At 66.8% G+C, this 20,675-nt stretch carries 15 protein-coding genes and 1 CRISPR repeat array; of the genes, 3 read left to right on the forward strand and 12 right to left on the reverse strand.

Going from position 1 to position 20,675, the window contains the following annotated elements; translation table 11 throughout:
* Window positions 1-219: 219 nt before the first annotated feature.
* The 7 genes from pyrF to pyrR all read right to left on the reverse strand — a co-directional run bounded on the left by pyrF (window position 220) and on the right by pyrR (window position 8,922).
* Entirely contained in the window at window positions 220-1,044 is an 825-nt protein-coding gene (gene pyrF, locus BST40_RS22880) for an orotidine-5'-phosphate decarboxylase (RefSeq protein ID WP_083155779.1), read from the reverse strand.
* Window positions 1,041-4,394, reverse strand: coding sequence for a carbamoyl-phosphate synthase large subunit (carB, locus tag BST40_RS22885; protein ID WP_083155781.1), 3,354 nt, complete (start codon window positions 4,392-4,394; stop codon window positions 1,041-1,043). Before carB ends, pyrF begins: the two co-directional genes overlap by 4 nt.
* Before the next feature lie 82 nt (window positions 4,395-4,476).
* A complete protein-coding gene (carA, locus tag BST40_RS22890; protein ID WP_075547191.1) occupies window positions 4,477-5,601 on the reverse strand; it encodes a glutamine-hydrolyzing carbamoyl-phosphate synthase small subunit in 1,125 nt (374 codons plus the stop codon).
* Window positions 5,598-6,095: a PH-like domain-containing protein gene (locus BST40_RS22895; RefSeq protein WP_075547192.1), complete on the reverse strand. Its 498-nt coding sequence runs from the start codon at window positions 6,093-6,095 to the stop codon at window positions 5,598-5,600. The genes carA and BST40_RS22895 overlap by 4 nt, the downstream gene beginning before the upstream one ends.
* Window positions 6,092-7,384 (reverse strand): dihydroorotase, encoded by a 1,293-nt coding sequence (locus BST40_RS22900; RefSeq protein WP_075547193.1) that lies wholly within the window; start codon window positions 7,382-7,384, stop codon window positions 6,092-6,094. The genes BST40_RS22895 and BST40_RS22900 overlap by 4 nt, the downstream gene beginning before the upstream one ends.
* Entirely contained in the window at window positions 7,381-8,340 is a 960-nt protein-coding gene (locus BST40_RS22905; RefSeq protein WP_075547194.1) for an aspartate carbamoyltransferase catalytic subunit, read from the reverse strand. The genes BST40_RS22900 and BST40_RS22905 overlap by 4 nt, the downstream gene beginning before the upstream one ends.
* Before the next feature lie 9 nt (window positions 8,341-8,349).
* Window positions 8,350-8,922, reverse strand: coding sequence for a bifunctional pyr operon transcriptional regulator/uracil phosphoribosyltransferase PyrR (pyrR, locus tag BST40_RS22910; protein ID WP_075547195.1), 573 nt, complete (start codon window positions 8,920-8,922; stop codon window positions 8,350-8,352).
* A 612-nt stretch (window positions 8,923-9,534) separates the two neighbouring features.
* Here pyrR and BST40_RS22920 point away from each other — a divergent pair.
* Complete coding sequence (locus BST40_RS22920) at window positions 9,535-10,212, forward strand: class I SAM-dependent methyltransferase (protein WP_083155783.1); 678 nt, start codon at window positions 9,535-9,537, stop codon at window positions 10,210-10,212.
* A gap of 7 nt (window positions 10,213-10,219) precedes the next feature.
* On the opposite strand, the gene BST40_RS22925 is transcribed toward BST40_RS22920, so the two are convergent.
* From BST40_RS22925 to BST40_RS22940, 4 genes are all read right to left on the reverse strand, one after another.
* The gene (locus tag BST40_RS22925; protein WP_183154990.1) at window positions 10,220-11,230 is read right to left on the reverse strand and encodes a sulfotransferase domain-containing protein; all 1,011 of its coding nucleotides are present in this window, start codon (window positions 11,228-11,230) and stop codon (window positions 10,220-10,222) included.
* Window positions 11,227-12,426 carry a type III polyketide synthase gene (locus BST40_RS22930; RefSeq protein WP_083155785.1) on the reverse strand — a complete coding sequence of 400 codons (1,200 nt, stop codon included), beginning with the start codon at window positions 12,424-12,426 and terminating at the stop codon, window positions 11,227-11,229. The genes BST40_RS22925 and BST40_RS22930 overlap by 4 nt, the downstream gene beginning before the upstream one ends.
* A complete protein-coding gene (locus BST40_RS22935) occupies window positions 12,423-13,892 on the reverse strand; it encodes a fatty acid desaturase (protein ID WP_089025272.1) in 1,470 nt (489 codons plus the stop codon). The genes BST40_RS22930 and BST40_RS22935 overlap by 4 nt, the downstream gene beginning before the upstream one ends.
* A 282-nt stretch (window positions 13,893-14,174) precedes the next feature.
* Window positions 14,175-15,047, reverse strand: a complete 873-nt coding sequence (locus BST40_RS22940; protein ID WP_075547199.1) for an LppX_LprAFG lipoprotein — start codon at window positions 15,045-15,047, stop codon at window positions 14,175-14,177.
* 361 nt (window positions 15,048-15,408) lie between these two features.
* On the opposite strand from BST40_RS22940, the gene BST40_RS22945 reads away from it, so the two are divergent.
* Window positions 15,409-16,614 carry a serine hydrolase domain-containing protein gene (locus BST40_RS22945; protein WP_075547200.1) on the forward strand — a complete coding sequence of 402 codons (1,206 nt, stop codon included), beginning with the start codon at window positions 15,409-15,411 and terminating at the stop codon, window positions 16,612-16,614.
* A gap of 11 nt (window positions 16,615-16,625) precedes the next feature.
* Complete coding sequence (locus tag BST40_RS22950) at window positions 16,626-17,165, forward strand: GNAT family N-acetyltransferase (RefSeq protein WP_083155789.1); 540 nt, start codon at window positions 16,626-16,628, stop codon at window positions 17,163-17,165.
* 474 nt (window positions 17,166-17,639) lie between these two features.
* Here BST40_RS22950 and BST40_RS22955 read toward each other — a convergent pair whose 3' ends face one another.
* Window positions 17,640-18,704, reverse strand: coding sequence for an IS630 family transposase (locus BST40_RS22955; RefSeq protein ID WP_083155787.1), 1,065 nt, complete (start codon window positions 18,702-18,704; stop codon window positions 17,640-17,642).
* A 175-nt stretch (window positions 18,705-18,879) separates the two neighbouring features.
* A CRISPR array of direct repeats spans window positions 18,880-20,671; the repeat unit is 37 nt; unit sequence GTTCCGATCCTCGGCGCCGAGCAAAGCCCGGCGCCGC.
* Window positions 20,672-20,675: the final 4 nt, after the last annotated feature.

Consider the following 20,675-nt stretch of genomic DNA (forward strand, 5'->3'; position numbering starts at 1 on the left):
GCGCCACCACCGGCGGGGCCGGCGGGGCCGGCGGCAAGGCTGGGCTGATCGGCGACGGCGGGAACGGTGGTAACGGCGGTGACGTCACCAGCGCCGTCGGCACCGGTGGCGCCGCGGTGCCGGCGGCGACGGCGGGAAATTGATCGGCCCACCCGGCTTCGCCGGGCAGAACGGGGTGCTGTTGTAGCCGGCGGGGCGGGAGCGTCGCTCGGCCCGCAATCACACCGCCGCGAGGTAGGCGACGACGTCGCGCATCCGTTCGGCCGCCGCGCGCAATTCCGACACGCGAGGGCCCGCCCGCAACACCTCACGCGACACCGCGGGCAACAGCTGGTCCGGCGCCGCCCCGCCCAGTCCGCCGAGCGCCTCGGGCCGCCCACCCTGCACCCCGACACCAGGGACCAGCACCGGTCCACTCAGGGCGCTCAGGTCGGGGGGCTGCACCACGGTCGCCCCGACTACCACGCCGACGGATCCGGGCCCGGGTTTGGTCGCCTGGTTAGCTGCCGCAACGTGGTCGACGATCAGCTGCGCCACCGTGCGGCCGTCGGCGTCGGCACGCTGCACGGTCGCACCCTCGGGATTGGAGGTCGCCGCCAACACGAACACGCCTCGGTCATGAGCCGCAGCGACCTCCAGCAGCGGCCGCAGCGACCCGAACCCCAGGTACGGCGACGCGGTCACGGCGTCGGCGGCCAACGGCGAGTCGCCGGCCCAGGCCGCGGCGTAGGCGGCCATCGTGGAGCCGATGTCGCCGCGCTTGGCGTCGGCCAGTACCAGCACCCCGTGGGCTCGTAACGCGGCAATGGTGCGTTCCAGCACCGCATATCCCTCGGCGCCGTAGGACTCGAAGAACGCCACCTGTGGCTTGACCACTGCGAAACCGGCGTAGGCCCGCACGCAGATATCGCAGAACACGGCCAGGCCGTCGGCGGTGGCCGGCAGATCCCAGGCCCGCAGCAGCTCGGGATGGGGATCGATGCCCAAACACAGCGGCCCCCGGCGCGCCTTGGCCTCGGCCAGCCTGGTGCCAAAGCCGGTCACCGGTCGGCGCTCCGCGAATCGATCGCGCGGTGCAATTCTTGTAGCGACCGGACTCCGATGTCGCCGCGAATTCCGGCTTCGATGCCCTGCACCGCGGCCGACGCGCCCTGCACCGTGGTGATGCACGGAATGTTGACGGCCACCGCGACCGAGCGGATCTCATAGCCGTCGATACGCGGACCGGAATTGCCGTAGGGGGTGTTGATGACCATGTCGACCTCGCCGGCCCGGATGGCGTCGACGGCCGACATCTCAGGGCGGCCCGGCTGCGGCGACTCGAAATGCTTGCGTACCTCGTCGCACGGAATCCCGTTGCGGCGCAGCATCTCTGCGGTCCCTTCTGTAGCCAGAACGCGAAACCCCAAGTCGGCTAGTCGTTTCACCGGGAACACCAGTGAGCGCTTGTCGCGGTTGGCGACCGAGACGAACACCGTCCCGTGCGCCGGCAGCGAGCCGTAAGCCGCCGTCTGACTCTTGGCGAACGCACTGCCGAAATCACGATCGATGCCCATCACCTCACCGGTGGATTTCATCTCCGGGCCCAACAGCGAGTCGATGGCCGCACCGTCGGCGCGGCGAAACCGGTGAAACGGCAGCACGGCTTCCTTGACCGCGATGGGGGCGTACGGGTCGGCGTTCCCGCCGTCGCCCGAGGCCACCAGCATGCCTTCGGCACGAAGTTGGGCGATGCTGGCGCCCAACATGATCCGCGCGCACGCCTTGGCGAGGGGCACCGCGGTGGCCTTCGAGACGAACGGCACCGTTCGGCTGGCGCGCGGGTTGGCCTCCAGGACGTAGAGGACGTCGTCTTTGAGCGCGTATTGCACGTTGAGCAACCCCACCACCCCGATACCCTGCGCGATGGCTTCGGTGGCGTTGCGCACCTTCTCGATGTCGCTGCGGCCCAACGTCACCGGCGGCAGCGCGCAGGCCGAATCGCCGGAGTGGACCCCGGCTTCCTCGATGTGCTCCATGATTCCGCCGATGTATACCTCGGCGCCATCGCACAGCGCATCCACATCGATCTCGACCGCATCTTCGAGGAAACGGTCAACGAGCACCGGATGTTCGGGCGAGAGCTGGGTGGCCCGCGTGATGTAGCCCTTCAGCGTCTCCTCGTCGTAGACGATCTCCATGCCCCGACCACCCAACACATACGACGGCCGCACCAGCACCGGATAGCCGATCTCGTCGGCAATCCGGCGGGCCTGGGCGAACGTCGTCGCGGTGCCGTATTTCGGCGCCGGCAGGCCCGCGGTGCATAGCAGATCGCCGAAGGCGCCCCGGTCCTCGGCCAGGTCGATCGCTTCCGGGGGGGTGCCCACGATCGGGACGCCGGCGTCGGCAAGGCGCTGCGCCAGCCCGAGTGGGGTTTGGCCGCCGAGTTGGACGATGACGCCGACGACTCCGGGACCGCCTTCGGCAGATTCTGCTTCGGCCCGATACACCTCGAGGACGTCTTCGAAGGTCAGCGGCTCGAAGTACAGCCGGTCGGCGGTGTCGTAGTCGGTGGACACCGTCTCCGGGTTGCAGTTGATCATCACGGTCTCAAAACCGGCCTGGCTCAACGTGGTTGCCGCATGCACACAGCTGTAGTCGAATTCGATGCCCTGCCCGATGCGATTGGGACCCGATCCCAGGATCAGTACCTTGGGTTTCTCGGTCTGCGGCGCCACCTCGGTCTCGGCGGCCGGGTCCAGCTCGTAGCTGCTGTAATGGTAGGGCGTCTTGGCCTCGAACTCGGCCGCGCAGGTGTCGACCGTCTTGTACACCGGATGGATGCCCAGTCGCTCGCGCAGTGATCGGACCCCGGCCTCCCCCGCCAATTCCGGTCGCAACGACGCGATCTGGCGATCCGACAGTCCGCTGTGCTTGGCGCGTCGCAGCAACTCCGCGTCCAGTACCGGCGCGTCGACCAATTCGGCGCGCAGCGTGACCAGCTCGCCGATCTGGGCGACGAACCAAGGGTCGACACCGCTGGCTTCGGTGGCTTGCTCCACCGAAGCACCCAGCCGCAGCGCCAGTTCAATGTCGTAGAGCCGGCCTTCGGTGGGGGTTTGCAGCCGGGTCAGCACCTGAGCGATGTCGCCGTCGGGGTCCGGGCCCGTCCAGAACCCGGCACGGGTGGTCTCCAACGAGCGCATCACCTTACCGAGCGCCTCGACGAAGTTGCGGCCCAACGACATTGCCTCGCCCACGGATTTCATGGTGGTGGTCAGCGTCGGGTCGGCGCCGGGGAATTTCTCGAATGCGAACCGCGGCGCCTTGACCACCACATAGTCGAGGGTGGGCTCGAAGCAGGCAGGGGTCTCCTTGGTGATGTCGTTGACGATCTCATCGAGGGTGTAACCGATGGCCAGCTTCGCGGCGATCTTGGCGATCGGGAAGCCGGTGGCCTTGGACGCCAACGCACTTGACCGCGACACCCGCGGATTCATCTCGACCACGATCAGCCGGCCGTCGCGCCGGTTGACCGCGAACTGGATGTTGCAGCCGCCGGTGTCCACCCCAACCTCACGCAGGATCGCGATGCCCAGATCACGCATCCGCTGGTATTCGCGGTCGGTCAGCGTCATCGCCGGCGCGACGGTGACGGAGTCACCGGTGTGCACCCCCATCGGGTCGACGTTCTCGATGGAGCACACCACCACCACGTTGTCGTGGCCGTCGCGCATCAGCTCGAGCTCGAATTCCTTCCAGCCGTAGATCGATTCCTCGATCAGCACGTTGGCGCTGGGTGAGGCTGCCAGCCCGGCGCCGGCCATCCGATCCACCTGGTCGGCCGAGTGCGCCATCCCCGAGCCCAGTCCGCCCATGGTGAACGACGGCCGCACCACCACCGGCAGGCCGAGCTCGTCCACCGTCTCGCGGACCTCGTCCATGGTGAAACACACTCGGCTGCGGGCTGATTCACCGCCGACCTTGGTGACAATGTCCTTGAACCGCTGCCGGTCCTCGCCGCGCTGGATGGCGTCGAAGTCGGCGCCGATCAGCTCGACCCCGTAGCGTTCGAGTACCCCGTTCTCGTACAGCGCGACCGCGGTGTTGAGCGCCGTCTGGCCACCCAAGGTGGCCAACAGCGCGTCGATCTTGTTGCCGCGCTCGGCCTGTTGGGCGATCACCCTTTCGACGAAGGCCGGGGTGATGGGCTCGACGTAGGTGTGGTCGGCGTATTCCGGGTCGGTCATGATGGTCGCCGGGTTGGAGTTGACCAGGCTGACCTGCAGTCCCTCGGCGCGCAGCACCCGGCAGGCCTGGGTGCCGGAGTAGTCGAACTCACAGGCCTGTCCGATGACGATCGGCCCCGAGCCGATGACCAGGACGTGGTTGAGGTCCGGGCGACGCGGCACTAGCAGTCCCCTTTCTGGGCGCGAGCGGATGCAGCTGTACCCCTGTTACGACGTGTCGCTGTATCGACACCCGCCCTCACCATCACCGGCCCTCCATCAGCTCGACAAATCGGTCGAACAGGTACTCCGCGTCATGCGGCCCGGCCGCGGCCTCGGGGTGGTATTGCACCGAAAACGCCCGTCCGTCAGTGAGTCTGACGCCCTCGACCACTCCGTCGTTGGCGCAGGTGTGGCTGACGACGGCCCGGCCGAACGGCGTGTCGAAGCGCTGTCCGGCCTCGCCCTCTAGCGCGAAGCCGTGGTTTTGCGCGGTCACCGCCACCCGCCCGGTGGCGTGGTCGATCACCGGGATGTTGATCCCGCGGTGGCCGAAGACCATCTTGTAGGTCGACAGGCCCAGCGCCCGGCCCAGGATCTGATTGCCGAAACAGATGCCGAACAACGGGATTCCGGCGCCCAGCACCTCGCGGGTGAGCGCGACGACGTGGTCGGCGGTCGCCGGGTCACCGGGGCCGTTGGAAAGGAACACGCCGTGCGGGTTGATGTCGGCGATCTGGTCGAAACTCACCGACGAGGGCAGCACGTGACTGCGGATCCCACGCCGGGCGAAGTTGCGCGGCGTGTTGGTCTTGATACCCAGGTCGAGTGCGACGACGGTAAACCTGGGAATTCCCGATGGCCCTTCGGGTTCGACGACATACGGCTGCGGGGTACTGACCTCGCCGGCGAGATCGGCGCCCAGCATGGGCGGCTGGGCGCGCACCCGCTCGATCAGCGTTTCGGGCTCGGCGAGCGCAGCGCCCGAGAACACCCCTGCCTTCATCGACCCTCGGCTGCGCAGATGACGCACCACGGCCCGGGTGTCGATCCCGGCGATGCCGACGATGTGCTGGCGGATCAGCTCGTCTTCGAGGGTGCCGGTGGCGCGCCAGTTGGAGGCTCGCGGCGACGGGTCACGCACCGCGTAGCCGGCGACCCAGATCTTGTCGCCGCGGCTCTCGGCGTCCTCGCCGTTCCAGCCGGTGTTGCCGATCTGCGGCGCGGTGGCCACCACGATCTGGCGGTGATAACTGGGGTCGGTCAGCGTCTCCTGGTAGCCGGACATGCCGGTGCTGAACACGGCTTCGCCCAGTGTTTGGCCGACGGCGCCGAACGGCGTTCCGGTGAAGACGCGGCCGTCCTCGAGTATCAGCAGGGCCTTGGTCACGCGGCTCCTTCCACCCAACCGTCGTAATCATCGCGGTTGTCCGCCCGGAACCCGGTGTCGATCTCGACGCCCGATGGCAGTTGCCACCGGATCGCCAAGATCCCGTCCCGGGCGGCGACCTTACCGGCGACGCCGCGCTCGGTACGCAGCGCGGTAATGGACTGCCATGGAATCCAAAGCGACTGCGCCCCAATACGTTCCAGCATAATGCCGTCCTGGTGGCGGGTCAGCACCGCCTTGCTGCGATACCCGAGATCGCCGACCGCTACCCGGTCGTTCCACGACGGCGAGAGCGTGCAGCCGACGTAGACACCGCGGAGGGTGGCGGTCGCGGCGCCCACCTGTCCGGGAACGTCGGGCAACTCGCCGATTTGCTGCGCTTGCTGCTGCGCGCGCCGCCGCCAGCCCCGCATCATCAGCGCGATCACCACCGCGATCGCCGCCACCAGCACCGCCGCGAAGATCACCGAGCCCACCAGCGTGCCGGTGTTCATGCGGGACTCTTTCCGTCCCGGGCGGTGACCTTTCCGCGCAGCAAGGTCATCGTCACGGTGGCCGGCAATGTCATCGATTCGTAAGGGGTGTTGGCCGACCGGCTGGCCAACTCGGCCCCGGTAACCGTCCAGGTGGCCTCGGGGTCCACCACGGTCAGATTGGCCGGCTCCCCCACCTGCAGCGGACGCCCATGATCAGGCAGGCCCACGATCCGCGCCGGATTCTCGCTCATCACCCGCGCCACGCCGCGCCAGTCCAACAGGCCTGGCCGCACCATCGTCTGCACCACCACCGACAGCGCGGTCTGCAATCCGAGCATGCCGGGGCGCGCCGCGGAGAATTCGACACACTTCTCGTGTTCGGCATGTGGGGCGTGGTCGGTGGCCACACAGTCGATGATCCCCTCGGCCAGCGCGTGGCGCAGGGCGCTGGCGTCGGCGGCTTCGCGCAGCGGCGGGTTGACCCGGTTCACCCCGTCATAGCCCGACAGTCGGCCGTCGTCGAGCAGCAAGTGATGGGGGGTGACCTCGGCCGTGATCGAAATGCCTTGGTTCTTAGCCCATTTCAAGATCTCGACGGTACCCGCGGTGGAGGCGTGGCAGATGTGCACCCGAGCGCCCGCGTCGCGGGCCAGCAGCGCGTCGCGGGCGACGATGGATTCCTCGGCGGCCCTGGGCCATCCCGACAGCCCCAGCCGCGCGGCGTTCGGACCTTCGTGCGCGACGGCCCCGACGGTCAGCCTGGGCTCCTCGGCGTGCTGAGCGATCAGCACGCCGAGACCGGTGGCATATTCCAGGGCGCGGCGCATCACCAGCGGGTCGTGCACACAGACACCGTCGTCGGAGAACATCCGCACCGCGGCGGCACCGGCGTTCATCATGCCCATCTCGGTGAGTTCGGCCCCGGCCAACCCCACCGTCACCGCGCCGACCGGGTGCACGTCGACCAGGCCCACCTCCTGACCGCGGCGCCACACGTGGTCGGTGACCACCGGGCTGTCGGCCACCGGGTGCGTATTGGCCATCGCGAACACCGCGGTGAAGCCACCCAAAGCCGCTGCGGCCGAGCCGGTTTCGATGTCCTCGGCGTACTCACGGCCGGGCTCGCGCAGATGGGTGTGCAGGTCGACCAGGCCGGGCAGCAGCACCTGGCCGGTGGCGTCGATGACGTCGGCCCGCTCCGGGATGGCCAGCCCCGCGCCGATGTCGGCGATCTGGCCGTCATCGACCAGTACGTCGACGCGCTCCCCCTCGCCGTACAGCCGGACTCCGCGGATGAACACGGTCACGCCGCACCTTCTTTCCCGGCCGCATCGGCCCCCACCAGCAGATGGAACAACACCGCCATCCGCACGTGGACACCGTTGGAAACCTGTTGCAGCACAGCCGATTGGGACGAATCGGCAACCGAAAAGGCGATCTCCATGCCGCGCAGCATCGGCCCGGGATGCAGCACCACGGCATGGCCGGGCAGCATCGCCTGCCGCCGGTCGGAAAGGCCGTAGCGCACCGAATACTCGCGCGCGGACGGGAAGAAACCGCCGGTCATCCGCTCGGCCTGGACCCGCAGCATCAGCACCGCGTCGGCGGCCGGTAATTCGGCGTCGAAATCGTAGGACACGGTGACGGGCCAACCCTCGGCCCCCACCGGCAGCAATGTCGGCGGCGCCACCAGCACAACCTCGGCGCCCAGCGTGTGCAGCAACATGACGTTGGAGCGCGCCACCCGGCTGTGCAGGATGTCGCCGACGATCACCACGCGACGGCCCTCGATGCCGCCGAGCCGCTGCCGGATGGTCAGCGCGTCCAGCAGCGCCTGGGTGGGGTGCTCGTGGGTGCCATCGCCGGCGTTGATCACCGACGGGCCGTCCTCGCCGTTTCTGGTCCAGTCGGCCAGCAGACGCGCGGCTCCCGAGGCCGGGTGCCGGATGATCAGGGCATCGGCGCCGGCCGCACGCAGGGTCAGCGCGGTGTCGCGCAGCGACTCGCCCTTGCCCACCGAGGATCCGGCGGCGCTGACGTTGATCACGTCGGCGCTCATCCACTTGCCGGCCACCTCGAAGGACACCCGGGTTCGCGTCGAGTTCTCGTAGAACATCGTGACGATGGTGCGGCCGCGCAGCGTCGGCAGTTTGCGGACCTCGCGGCCGACCAGAGCCTGCGCGAACCGATCGGCGTCGTCGAGGATGGCGGTGGCCTGGTCGCGGCTCAGGTCGCCGGCGGCCAGCAGATGCCTACTACTCATGACCGGTCCTCATCGCGAGATCACCACGCCGTCGTGCCCGTCGTGTTCGCGGAGCTGCACGTGCACGCTCTCGCTGCGGGAGGTCGGCACGTTCTTGCCGACGTAGTCGGCGCGCACCGGCAGTTCCCGGTGGCCACGGTCGACCAGCACGGCCAACTGCACCGCGCGCGGCCGGCCCACATCGCGCAGCGCGTCCAGGGCGGAACGCACCGAGCGACCGGAGTACAGCACGTCGTCGACCAGAATCACCAGCGCGTCGTCGATACCCCCGGCCGGGATCGCCGTCTCCTCCAGCGGCCGCGGCGGTTTGCTCATCAGGTCATCGCGGTACAGCGTGATGTCCAGCGCGCCATCGGCCACCTCGACACCGCTGTATTCGCGGATATGGGTTGCCAGCCGCCGGGCCAGGGTCACGCCGCGGGTCGGGATGCCCAACAGCACCACTCGCGGCGAGTCGGGGCTATCGAGTGCGGTTTTTTCGATGATCTGGTGCGCGATGCGGGAAATGGTGCGACCGACGTCGGCGGCGGACATCAGTTCTCGGGGTTCGCCGCCAACGGCGGCAGCACCCGCGGTACCCATGCGAGATCGTGACCTCCTTCTCCGCCTCTCTGGACGGATCGTTAAAGGATGTCGGCTGCGGGGCAGCGTAGCACCTGCTTCGGGTACGGGGGTGACGCGGGCGGCGTGGCGGACTTCGCTGTCGCGTGTCTTGTCACTTCCGCCACAGTGGCCTCTGGAGCGAAGGGATGCGCGTTGTGCCAGCTCACAGCGACAGCCCGCGGCCTGCCAGAGTTGTCGCTCTGGGCGGTCATGGGGCTGACGGTGTCGAGTGTGAGCTGACGGTGTCGAGTGTGAGCTAAGGACGCCGAGTGTGAGCTGACGGCGCCGAGTGTGCCGTCAGGGCGGCCCTGAGCGCGGTTTTCCCGCCCTGCATACACCCTCAAATACGCCACCGCACACTCGATGCGGCAGCATCACAACCGACTCGGCGAGGCCGTGAGCTTTCCGCCAAACACCCGCCATCACAAGAAGTTGCATCGATGACCAGCAGCTCCTGGTCGCCCCGAATTTTCCGGTGAAGTGGGCGCGTCGGGTATCGGCTCAGCCAGAGTGCTGTGGCATCTGTGACCAAAGTGACGCTGACCGGCCGGTGGGGTCAAGCTCGTCGGCAAGGGTTCTATCCTGGCGAAGGTGACGGATCCCAGCCCTTCCGCAACCGAATCCGGCCGACCGCGCATAGATTTCGACGCCCTCTACCGCGGCGAAAGCCCGGCCGAAGGCATCCCGCCGGTGACGACGCCGCCGTGGGATACCAAGGCGCCCAAAGAGAGCGTGATCGCCTGGCAGACCCGTAGCTGGGTCCACGGTGAGGTGCTCGACATCGGCTGCGGGCTCGGCGACAACGCGATCTATCTGGCTGGGCACGGACACCGCGTGACCGCGTTGGACATTTCGCCGACCGCGCTGATCACCGCCGAACGCCGCACCGCCGACGCCGGAGTTGACGTGAGGTTCGCGGCAGCCGACGCCACCACGCTCGAGGGCTACACCGGCGCATTCGACACCGTCATCGACAGCGGCATGTTCCATTGCCTCGACGACGACGGCAAGCGCAGCTATGCCGCCGCCGTGCACCGCGCCACCCGTCCCGGCGCCACCCTGCTGATCAGTTGCTTCTCCGACGCCAATCCGCCGAGTGAGCAATGGCCACGACCGGCGGTGTCCGAGCAGACGCTGCGCGACGTGCTCGGCGGCGCCGGCTGGGATGTCGAATCACTGGAGCCCGTCACCGTGCGCCGCGACATGGACGGGACCGAAACGGAAATGGCGTTTTGGTACGTACGAGCGCAACGGCGCACGTCGGGCTGACCGTCAGTCACCGGGCCGGGTCGCAGCCGCGGCGGCCCTCGTGCGCCCAGGCCAGCAGATCGGGCGGGGCGAGCTGGTTGATCCGGTGGTTGTAGCGGCGGTGCTCGTCGTGGGTGAAGTACTGCTGCCAGTCGCCGCTGCGGCCGCGACGGAAGAATTGCTCCTCGCTGTGCCAGATGCCGTCGGTGGTGTTGGGGGCGATCTCCGCCGCGCGCGATCGCATGGCGTCCAGCGACGCGTGCGCGACCAGTTCGCGGGCACGATCGCGACTCAGATCGATGCCGAGTACCGCGGCAAGCCGCATCAGCTCGGCTATCAGGTCCAGCTGATAGTCGGCGTAGTGGAACAGCGCCACATTCGGCAGCTGCCGCCGCTGCCATGCCGTGCCGAAGTGGTGCAGCACGTTGGCCAGCGTTCCGATCCCTTTGGGAGGCGCGAACCCCACTCCCGGCGGCGGCAGCGCCGGACCCTCCATCCAATCGCGGAACTCCTCGGCCGGACCACGCCCGCCAGCCGCATGGCCGGGCTCCGGACCCGGCGGGCCCGATCGCAGCTGCGGCGGCACCGCCGCCTCATGCAATTCCCGCAACCGCTCGGCGTCGACATTGGCCACGTGGAACAGCATCGACACCGCGGCATCGCGCGGATCGCGGCCCACGCAGATATAGGTGACCCGATCATCGAGCACCAGGCCGTCCAACGGCGTATGGGTTTTGATGAACCGGCGGTGATCCTGCGCGTCGAGGACGGCAACAACCTCCTCGATGGGGCGGATGGTTTGGTCGAGCCACGGCGACACCGTCGACAATGGTCCGGGCAGCTCCGGTCCGTCGAAGATCAGCAGGGACACCAGCCGTTGGGTCCAGGTCATCCCGCACTTCGACGGTGTCGAGATGACGATGTCGCCGGCGCGCAGTTGCAGTGCGTCCCAACGTGAGTTGTCCGTCATCAGCGAGCGGTATGCGACGCGATCGTTCGCCGGCGCACTTCCCCGCTGCGGCTCGTGGGTATCGGTCATTTGCCGCCTCGCACGACGTCGAACAGCATGCCTTCAACGGTGACCCCGGGCGCGAACGCGAACGCCACGCCGGTCGAGAGAGGTTTCTCCGACTCCGCCTGCTGCACCATCATTTCCAGCACGAAGATCAGCGAGACACTCAGCATGTTGCCGTAGCGGGCCAACACGTCCCAGCTGGGCGCCGCGCATTCGACTCCGATGCCCAACGAGCGCACCGACTGTTCGATGATCTTGGGCCCACCCGGATGGATCGCCCACAGATCGATATCAGATTGTTGTAATCCGTTGTCGTACAACATGTTTTCGACTACCGGCGCGACGCCTCGGTAAATGTAGTCGGGCAGGTTCTCCGACAGCTCGCAGGTGATGCCGTCATGGTTGACGCCCAGCACGATTCCGTCTTCGGCGTCGTCGAGCAGCTGGCTGAAGTTGCTGCGGATCACCACACTGCCCGCCGGCAACTGCTGCTGCACCTGGCTAGCACCGATCAGCAGCGCTGCGCAGCCATCGCCGAACAGGCTGTGGATCACCACATCGTTGACATTGTCGGCGAAAACCGCATTCACCGAGCACAATTCGATGCACACCAGCAACGCCTTCATCGCCGGATGGGCACGGACGTAGTTGGTGGCGGTGCGAATGGCGTTCATCGCGGCCGCGCATCCCATGAAATTGATCACGACTCGCGAAATCGCCTGCGACAGGCCGAGTTCCTTGACGATCGCCACATCAACGCCCGGAGCGACGAACCCGGTGCTGGTGACGAACACCAACAGCCCGATCTCGTCGGCGCCATAGGAAAGCCGGTCGAGCGCACGCCGGCTCACCTCGACCGCCAGCGGCACCGCATGCCGGTAGAACAGGCTCATCCGGTCCCGGATGGTCGCGGGTTCGCGCCGGAACGCGTCGAACTCGGCGGCCAGCGGGTCGACGGCCATCCTGCGCGTATCGATGCGGGTCTTCTCGTAGACCCGCGAAACCCGTTCCCGCTGTTGCGGATCGACGAACATCTGAGCCACCCGCGCCGCGGCGTCGGACTGGCGGACCACCCGTTGCGGCACACCGGTCGCCATGGCTTCGATGACGGCCACCGTCGTCGGCGGAGCCGGCGGCAACTGGGCAAGGTCATAGTGGGGTTGGTAGCCGGACGCGTCGGCCACCGGGTGCAAGGCACCGCCGTCGGCTGCGCTGCTCATACCGACCCGATTCCGACGAAGCCGGCGACCACGTAGCCGGCACTGGCTTTCCAGGCCGCCGGCGAGCAGTGTTCCCGAAGGAAACCCCACTTGTGCTCGCTGGCTTGGCGAGACGGCGAGAGCAGGTAGGTCCGGCAGAGCTTCGGCAGCCGATCGATTACGAAACGCTTCGCCGGAACCCACTCGACGCCGGACTTCGCGGCTTCTTCTCGTAATACGTCCTCGGTGACGATATTGGCGAAACCGCTGCGCTGGAACGGCAATACATGGTGGACGCGGTGGGAACTCAGGCCGGCCGACAGGAAGCAGTCGACGTAGCGATTCCCGACCACCGCCAGGTCGTTGGCGTGCACCACCTGATCCACGCCCCAGTCTTCACCGGTTGCGGCAGCCTCGTCGGCGTCGTCCTCGAACTCGTGGCTCGCCACTACCAGGAAGGTGCTGACCCACAGGGTGACGACGAATTGCAGTGCCCAGGCCCAGAAGTCACCGGCGAGTGCGAAAACCACCATCTCGGTGACCAGCAGCAGACGCACCCCGGACGACCCCAGGAAGTGCGGCAGCGCGTTGCGCCAGCTTCCGTAGCCCTCCTCGACACCCACCTTGCGGGTCATATTCCATACGTCGGCGATGCGGATGGCCATGCCGGTGACCAGGTGGCCGAACTTGTGAACCGTATGCACCGGAACCCGATACAGCCGCGGCAACTGCATCATCATCGTGAAGACGTTCTTCTTGATGTCGACGTCGCTTTGCGTGTACGGGTGATGCAGCAACGTGTGCCCGTCGGCGACCACCAACGACAACGCCACATAGTTCAGGTCGAAGGCATTGGCCAAGAACCGATTAGGGCCGCGTTGCGCCCGATGCAGTGCGTAATGGCCGTACCCGACCAGTGAATTGCGCAGCAGCACCATCGCAATGACGAAGGCCCACAACGGCATCCACCGTGGTTCGGCCAACCGCACGGCCTGGACCGCCAGATAGCCGACGGCCAGGAATGCCACCACGATGTTGAACAGCCGGTCCATCCGTGTGATTCGGGCGGTCAGCGCCGGCTCGGTCAGGCGTGCTTTGACGCGGTGCATCAAGTCGTTCGGGTTGTCGAAACGGTACTTCGGGGTGTCGCGCCAGCTGTTGAAGTCGTCTTTGAAGAGAAACGGCGGCGCGTTGTGTTTGGGATGAATGTCGCGCGGTGTCGCGTCGCGGCCCAATGCATAGCGCCGCTCCAAGATCCGTTCGACCTTGGCCGGGTCACGATGGTAGGAGTTGATGATCGCGGTGATGTCGCGGTTCTTGGTGCGCCCGATGAAGAAGGCGCCGCCGGGGTGCTTGGATATCCAGTCGCTGAGGTCGTATGCCCGGCCGTTGTAGACCCACACGTCTGACAGCGGTGGCCCGCCCGGAGGAGGCGCGGGGCGCAGGCCGGGGCCGCGCTCCCGCACGTCTGGGACGTCGTTCGTCATTCGTATTCCTCCAGGTCTGATCGGTGAGATCGGGTGCTAGCCGCCGTTTCCGGCGAAGTGACCCCAATGGTGCCCCAATGGTGCCCCAATGGTGGAGGTATGGCCTTGGAGAATTCTCAACGGAATTCCGGGCGGGTAATCTGCGCCGCTGGTGCACCAAATCGGTTGCGCCCCAAGGGGGCAACCGCGCGGGCGGGGAAACCGGTCCGCAGACTGCCGGCAGCGCTGGCCGCCTGGTGGCAGTTGCGGGCCGGTTCCCAATCCGGAATGCGCCCGCGCTGGTTATGCCGTCGGGTTAGGAATGGTGACCGGCGCGCCCCAGGCGGACAGGTTGATGGTGACGTGGCCCTGGTCCTTGTCGATGACCATCCGCACCAGGTTCGGGCTGGCCGTGGGAGCAGGCGGTCCCGACGTCGCGGTGGTGCCGCCACCCGCGGCCTTGACATCGACAATGTACAAGGTGATCGGCAGCGTGCCCCCACCCTTGCCCAGCTGAGGCACCAGTGGATCGATCACGGCGGCGTCGATGGTTCCGGTCACCTTGACCGTGGCGATACCGTCGATCGTTTCATTTCCGGCGATCTGCGGACTCTGGACCTTGGCGATCACGTTGCCCAGCCCCTTGTCCTTGTCGAGAACGATGCCCGGGTCGTAGATTTTCTCCGCCGGCCCCATCGAGGTGTACTTTCCGGCGTCGTCTTTGGTGTACATGGTCTTGTTGGTGACCAGGAATTGTTTGGGCACCGCAGGAGCTTTCGGCTGCAACCTGATCATGGCATCACCGACGGCCTGACCGTTGCCCTCGGGCTGATTGGTCACGTCGGCGTTGACGCTCTCCATCGGGAGCGTCGTGATGTTGGTTGTTTGCAAACTGACATGAACAGAGTGCAAGCCCTTGGTCGCTTTGGAGCTGTCCTGCAGGAGTTGCTGGGCTTCCGGTGAGGGGGCGCCGGATGACCCGGACGCGCTGGTCGCGGCGGAGCTTCCGGATGCCCCGGAAGTCTGGGAGGTTGACGTGGCCGATTTGTGGCCGCATCCGGTAATGACCGTCGCGATCAGTGCTGCCGCTAACAGCATCGCGGCCGACACCGGTAACGAGGGTCGATGGGTGACACGTCGGTGGGAGGTTTGCGCTTGTGAGATCAAGCCATTCATGGCCAACCTTTGCTGAGTTATCCAACCGGTGGTAAAGAGCAGCGGGTCGCTAGCTTCATATGGCATGAACGCAGGCCGGCACGCCGGTCCGCGTCCGCAGTTGCGGGTCTTGGTGACCGCTCCCCGCACCCTGGTTCACCGCAACAGTTCGGTTGCCAACCGCATGCCGTTGCTCCCACAGCCTGTTCCCCAGATCACATTGCCGGAGAGCGCGACACTAACACGCCATGGCCAGGTCGTAAGGCTTTTCGCACAAGTAAACAACCGCTCGCAAGGAGCCCCGACCCGCGGTTGATCGCCCTGGGCCGATAGGCGGTCCCCCGGCCGCGCCCGCCCACGTCCGGCGACTAACCTAGGGCCGGTGAAGCTCGACGGCAATCAGGCATCCATTCGCCAAGTCTGTGACGCCGGCCTGCTTTCCGGCGCGGTGACCGTGGTCTGGCAACGCGGAGAGGTGCTGCAGGTCAACGAGATCGGCTACCGCGACGTCGATGCGGGCCTGCCGATGCAACGCGACACGCTGTTTCGCATCGCGTCGATGACCAAGCCGGTGACGGTTGCCGCGGCCATGAGCCTGGTCGACGAGGGCAAGCTGACATTGCGGGACCCCATCGCGCGCTGGGCGCCGGAGCTGGCCGACCCGCGGGTGCTGGACGACCCGCATGGCCCGCTGGACCGCACACATCCGGCCCGGCGTCCCATCGTGGTCGAGGATCTGCTGACCCACACCAGCGGCCTGGCCTACAGTTTCTCGGTGTCCGGGCCCATCTCGCGGGCCTACATGCGGCTGCCCTTCGGCAAGGGCTCGGACACCTGGCTGGCCGAACTGGCCGCCCTGCCATTGGTTCACCAGCCCGGCGACCGGGTGACCTACAGCCATGCGATCGACGTGCTGGGCGTCATCGTGTCCCGGGTCGAGACCAAGCCGTTTCATCAGGTGCTGAACGAGCGCGTGCTGGGTCCGGCGGGCATGACCGACACGGGCTTTTTCGTCGCAGCCGAAGCGCGGGGGCGCGCCGCCACCATGTACCGGCTCGACGAGGACGACAAGTTGCGCCACGACGTGATGGGGCCACCACAGGTCAGGCCGCCGTCGTTTCCCAACGCCGGTGGCGGGTTGTGGTCGACCGCCGACGACTACCTGCGGTTCGTGCGAATGCTGTTGGGCGGCGGGAGGGTCGACGGAGTCCGGGTGCTGTCGCCGGAGTCGGCACGGCTGATGCGCACCGATCGGCTGACCGACGAGCAGAAGCGCCACAACTTCTTGGGAGCACCGTTCTGGGTGGGTCGCGGGTTCGGGTTGAATTTGTCGGTGGTGACCGATCCGGCGAAATCGGCGCCGCTGTTCGGTCCGGGCGGGCCGGGAACATTCAGCTGGCCTGGCGCATACGGGACATGGTGGCAGGCCGACCCGTCCGCCGACCTGATCCTGCTGTACCTGATCCAGCACTGTCCGGATTTGTCCGTGGATGCCGCGTCGGCGGTGGCGGGCAACCCCGCGCTGGCCAAGCTGCGGACGGCCCAGCCCAGATTCGTCCGCCATACCTATCGCGCCCTCGGGCTCTAGCGGTGCGCGCCGTGGCCCGGTTCCCGCCCGAGTACCTCGAGGGCGCACGGTTGCTGCTGCGCCCACCCGTGCTCGATGACGCCGAAGCGTTGTTCGACGGGATTGCCGGCGATTTTGAGGTCACCCGCTACCTGCTGTGGTCGCCGCATCCCGATGTCGACGAGACGCGACGGGTGATCACCGAGCATTTCAACGCCGACGGCGGCGAGCGGACCTGGCTGCTCGTGCTCCGCGACAGCGGCGACATCGTCGGCCTGATCAGCTGCCGAAGCCGGGTGCGTCACTCCGTCGAAATCGGCTACTGCCTTGGCCGGCGGTGGTGGGGTGCCGGTCTGATGTCCGAAGCGCTGGGTGTGCTGCTGGGCGAGCTGGCCGCCGACCCCTGCGTATACCGCGTCTGGGCCACATGTCACGTCGACAACACCCGCTCGGCGGGGTTACTGCGGCGAGCCGGATTCGTGTTGGAAGGCCGGCTGCGCCGCCACTCCGTCTACCCGACCATCGGGCCCGAACCGCACGACAGCCTGCTCTACGCCAAGATTCTGCGCTAAGTGAAATAGGTTCAGCCGCTTACCAAATGCGACCTTCCTGATCAGCGGCGCGAGTTTGCCGGCCCGGCCCTCGCGTACTTGCGACGGCTGGTCTTGGGGCCCGAGGAGCGCTTCGTGCGGCCAATGGACGACGCCTGGTTCAGCGCGCCCGATGCCGTCGGCTGGACGGCTACTATCTGATGTGCCAGGCCCCGCGGTCTGAACGTGTCGAGCCGCCCGTCGCATAACCCGGTGATTCCAAGGCGGGATTAGCGCTTCGGTCGGAACCACTCAGTTACGACCGCGGTGACCTCGCCTTCTAGCGCGATTTGCTGGCCGCCCGATTGGCCGGTGCGGCTTAGCACCGATGCGCAGGTCGCCGCCGCCTGCGAGGCCGGCGACTTGCACTTCGATACGTTTCACGCCGCATCGCCGTTTTGAAACTTCTGTGCCGAGCACTGCCCGATCCACGTCGTGTGCGCCTAGTGGTGTGTCTCAGTTTTGGCTGACTACTTGTTCGAGTTTGGTACGTGCTCGCTGAACTTTGGCGAGGATGGATTCGGAGGTGGCCGTCCAAACATAGGGCGTGGGATCGGCGTTGTGGGCGTTGAGATATTGCTCGATGCTGGCGATCAGATCGGGCACGCTGGCGAAGACCCCGCGACGCAGGTTCTTGTCGGTCAGATCCCGAAACCAGCGCTCGACCTGGTTGAGCCATGACGATGAGGTCGGCGTGAAGTGCAGGTGAAAACGCTTGTGCCGGTTGAGCCACCGGTCGACCTCGGCGTGCTTGTGGGTGCTGTAGTTATCCAGGATCAGATGGACCTGTAAGCCCTTGGGTGTCTCGCGGTCGATCGTGTTCAGAAATTTCAGGAACTCGGTGTGACGGTGACGAGGCAGGCATTGACCGATCACCCTGCCGGTCGACACGTCCAGTGCCGCGAACAACGTGGTCGTCCCGTTGCGCTTGTAGTCATGGGTCATCGTTCCTGCTCGACCGGGGATCATCGGCAACGACGCCTGAGTGCGGTCGAGAGCCTGAATCTGGCTCTTCTCATCCATGCACAACACGATCGCCTTGTCCGGCGGATTCAGATACAAACCGACGACATCGACAAGCTTGTCCTCGAACTTCGGATCGGTGGACACCTTGAACGTGTCCACTCGATGGGGCTTGATGCCCAAATCGGACCAGATACGTTGCACCGCAGAGTGACTTACTCCCACCCGGGTGCCCATCGTGCGGCATGACCAATGCGTGTGGCCGGGCGGGGTCTCCTCGGTGGTCAATCGCGCGATCTCAGCGACCTGCGCGTCTGAGATCGTGGCTTTGCGGCCGCGTCCCCTACGTACCTGTCCCAGCTTGGCCAGCCCGTCCTCGCTGAACCTTTTGCGCCAGCTACGCACCGTCACCGGTGTCACCCCCACCTCCTCAGCGATGCGGGTGTTCGCCACGCCGTCAGCAGCCATCAGCAACGCACGCGCGCGCATCACCTGCCGATGCGGCACCGAATCAGACCGCGCCAACCTCTCCAACGTTTCACGCTCGCCAACCGACATGGCCAAAGCAACTGCAGGTGAGGCGCTCACCGATCCAGAATACCGAACATGCAGTTAACTATTTGCGTGACACACCACTAGGGTCATTTGTCGAGCCTGATCTTTCGAATCATCGGCGCCGCAGAAAGTCATCCAACGCTTGACAACCTTGTCGATGGTGTGAGCCGTGGGGTCGATTCCGATCCTCGACGCCGAACAAAGCCCGGTGCCGCGGTGGGTCGGTGTGGCGGCCAGGTCGGCTTCGCGGATGTTCCGATCCTCGGCGCCGAGCAAAGCCCGGCGCCGCCGCCGTGTGCGGTATCGCTGGACACTCGGGTCAAAAGTTCCGATCCTCGGCGCCGAGCAAAGCCCGGCGCCGCTCCATCATCGACCTACTCCGCATCGCCGCCTGAAAGGTTCCGATCCTCGGCGCCGAGCAAAGCCCGGCGCCGCCGCGACGAGGATCTTGCGTGGGTCGGCAAGCACCGGCAGTTCCGATCCTCGGCGCCGAGCAAAGCCCGGCGCCGCCAGGCAACTCGACGGGTCGGCTACTCGCGTCGGTGTTCCGATCCTCGGCGCCGAGCAAAGCCCGGCGCCGCCCGCATGCGGGCGCTCGTAGTTGTAATGGTTCAGGTTCCGATCCTCGGCGCCGAGCAAAGCCCGGCGCCGCCGCTTGGGTGGTGAGCTTATAGAGGACCTACCGGCGGAGTTCCGATCCTCGGCGCCGAGCAAAGCCCGGCGCCGCGCGACGGGGCGTCCCATTGGTCGACGAGTCGTTGCTGTTCCGATCCTCGGCGCCGAGCAAAGCCCGGCGCCGCGAGCGCCGCGCGGCGCCGCTGCGGCTCCAAAGCTAGGTTCCGATCCTCGGCGCCGAGCAAAGCCCGGCGCCGCCACGAGACGGGGTTCGCCATAAGTGGCACCCTGACAGTTCCGATCCTCGGCGCCGAGCAAAGCCCGGCGCCGCGTCGGCGCAGCTCATAGGAGCCCGGCGCGATAGCAAGGTTCCGATCCTCGGCGCCGAGCAAAGCCCGGCGCCGCCATCCATCCTGGCACGCTGTACGTCCCAGAGTTGTTGTTCCGATCCTCGGCGCCGAGCAAAGCCCGGCACCGCCACGGGCATCGTAGTGGCGACTAGGCGGTGCTTGCGGTTCCGATCCTCGGCGCCGAGCAAAGCCCGGCGCCGCATTAGACAGCGACATCTGGGACCGCGCGCGCGTACGTTCCGATCCTCGGCGCCGAGCAAAGCCCGGCTCCGCAGATCTGGGCGCAGTTGATCAGCGCCGCGGACCCTAGTTCCGATCCTCGGCGCCGAGCAAAGCCCGGCGCCGCCGCCAACCAACGCCGCCCGTCCTTCCACTCCTGCGGTTCCGATCCTCGGCGCCGAGCAAAGCCCGGCGCCGCCTCAAAAGGTCGGGGCTTCCCCATATCCAGAATCACATGTTCCGATCCTCGGCGCCGAGCAAAGCCCGGCGCCGCCTTAGCCTCGCGCGGAGATCCGCCCTGCGGTGGGTAGTTCCGACCCTCGGCGCCGAGCAAAGCCCGGCGCCGCCTAATTCGGCAGGCCCGGTGTCGTTGGAGATTAATGAGTTCCGATCCTCGGCGCCGAGCAAAGCCCGGCGCCGCCTACGCGCCCGGATCTCGACCGCGCGCCGACGACTGGTTCCGATCCTCGGCGCCGAGCAAAGCCCGGCGCCGCCCGCACCGTTTGCGCAGCTGACACAGGGTGAATGTCAGTTCCGATCCTCGGCGCCGAGCAAAGCCCGGCGCCGCCGACGTTATCGTATAAGCCTTATTAGCTCCGGGCTGGTTCCGATCCTCGGCGCCGAGCAAAGCCCGGCGCCGCTGTCCGATGGTTTCCCGTTACGCACCCGCTGCCACTGTTCCGATCCTCGGCGCCGAGCAAAGCCCGGCGCCGCCTTATTATGCCCATCGACTACTACCAGGTTGTTTCGTTCCGATCCTCGGCGCCGAGCAAAGCCCGGCGCCGCCACC

Source organism: Mycobacterium persicum (assembly GCF_002086675.1).
GTDB classification, from domain to species: domain Bacteria; phylum Actinomycetota; class Actinomycetes; order Mycobacteriales; family Mycobacteriaceae; genus Mycobacterium; species Mycobacterium persicum.

Coding starts and splice junctions, on each gene's coding strand:
- BST40_RS22895 (WP_075547192.1), bottom strand. CDS start 6,095: ATGAACACCGGCACGCTGGTGGGCTCGGTGATCTTCGCGGCGGTGCTG.
- BST40_RS22905 (WP_075547194.1), bottom strand. CDS start 8,340: ATGAGTAGTAGGCATCTGCTGGCCGCCGGCGACCTGAGCCGCGACCAG.
- pyrR (WP_075547195.1), bottom strand. CDS start 8,922: ATGGGTACCGCGGGTGCTGCCGCCGTTGGCGGCGAACCCCGAGAACTG.
- BST40_RS22925 (WP_183154990.1), bottom strand. CDS start 11,230: ATGACCGATACCCACGAGCCGCAGCGGGGAAGTGCGCCGGCGAACGAT.
- BST40_RS22930 (WP_083155785.1), bottom strand. CDS start 12,426: ATGAGCAGCGCAGCCGACGGCGGTGCCTTGCACCCGGTGGCCGACGCG.
- BST40_RS22935 (WP_089025272.1), bottom strand. CDS start 13,892: ATGACGAACGACGTCCCAGACGTGCGGGAGCGCGGCCCCGGCCTGCGC.
- BST40_RS22940 (WP_075547199.1), bottom strand. CDS start 15,047: ATGAATGGCTTGATCTCACAAGCGCAAACCTCCCACCGACGTGTCACC.
- BST40_RS22955 (WP_083155787.1), bottom strand. CDS start 18,704: ATGTCGGTTGGCGAGCGTGAAACGTTGGAGAGGTTGGCGCGGTCTGAT.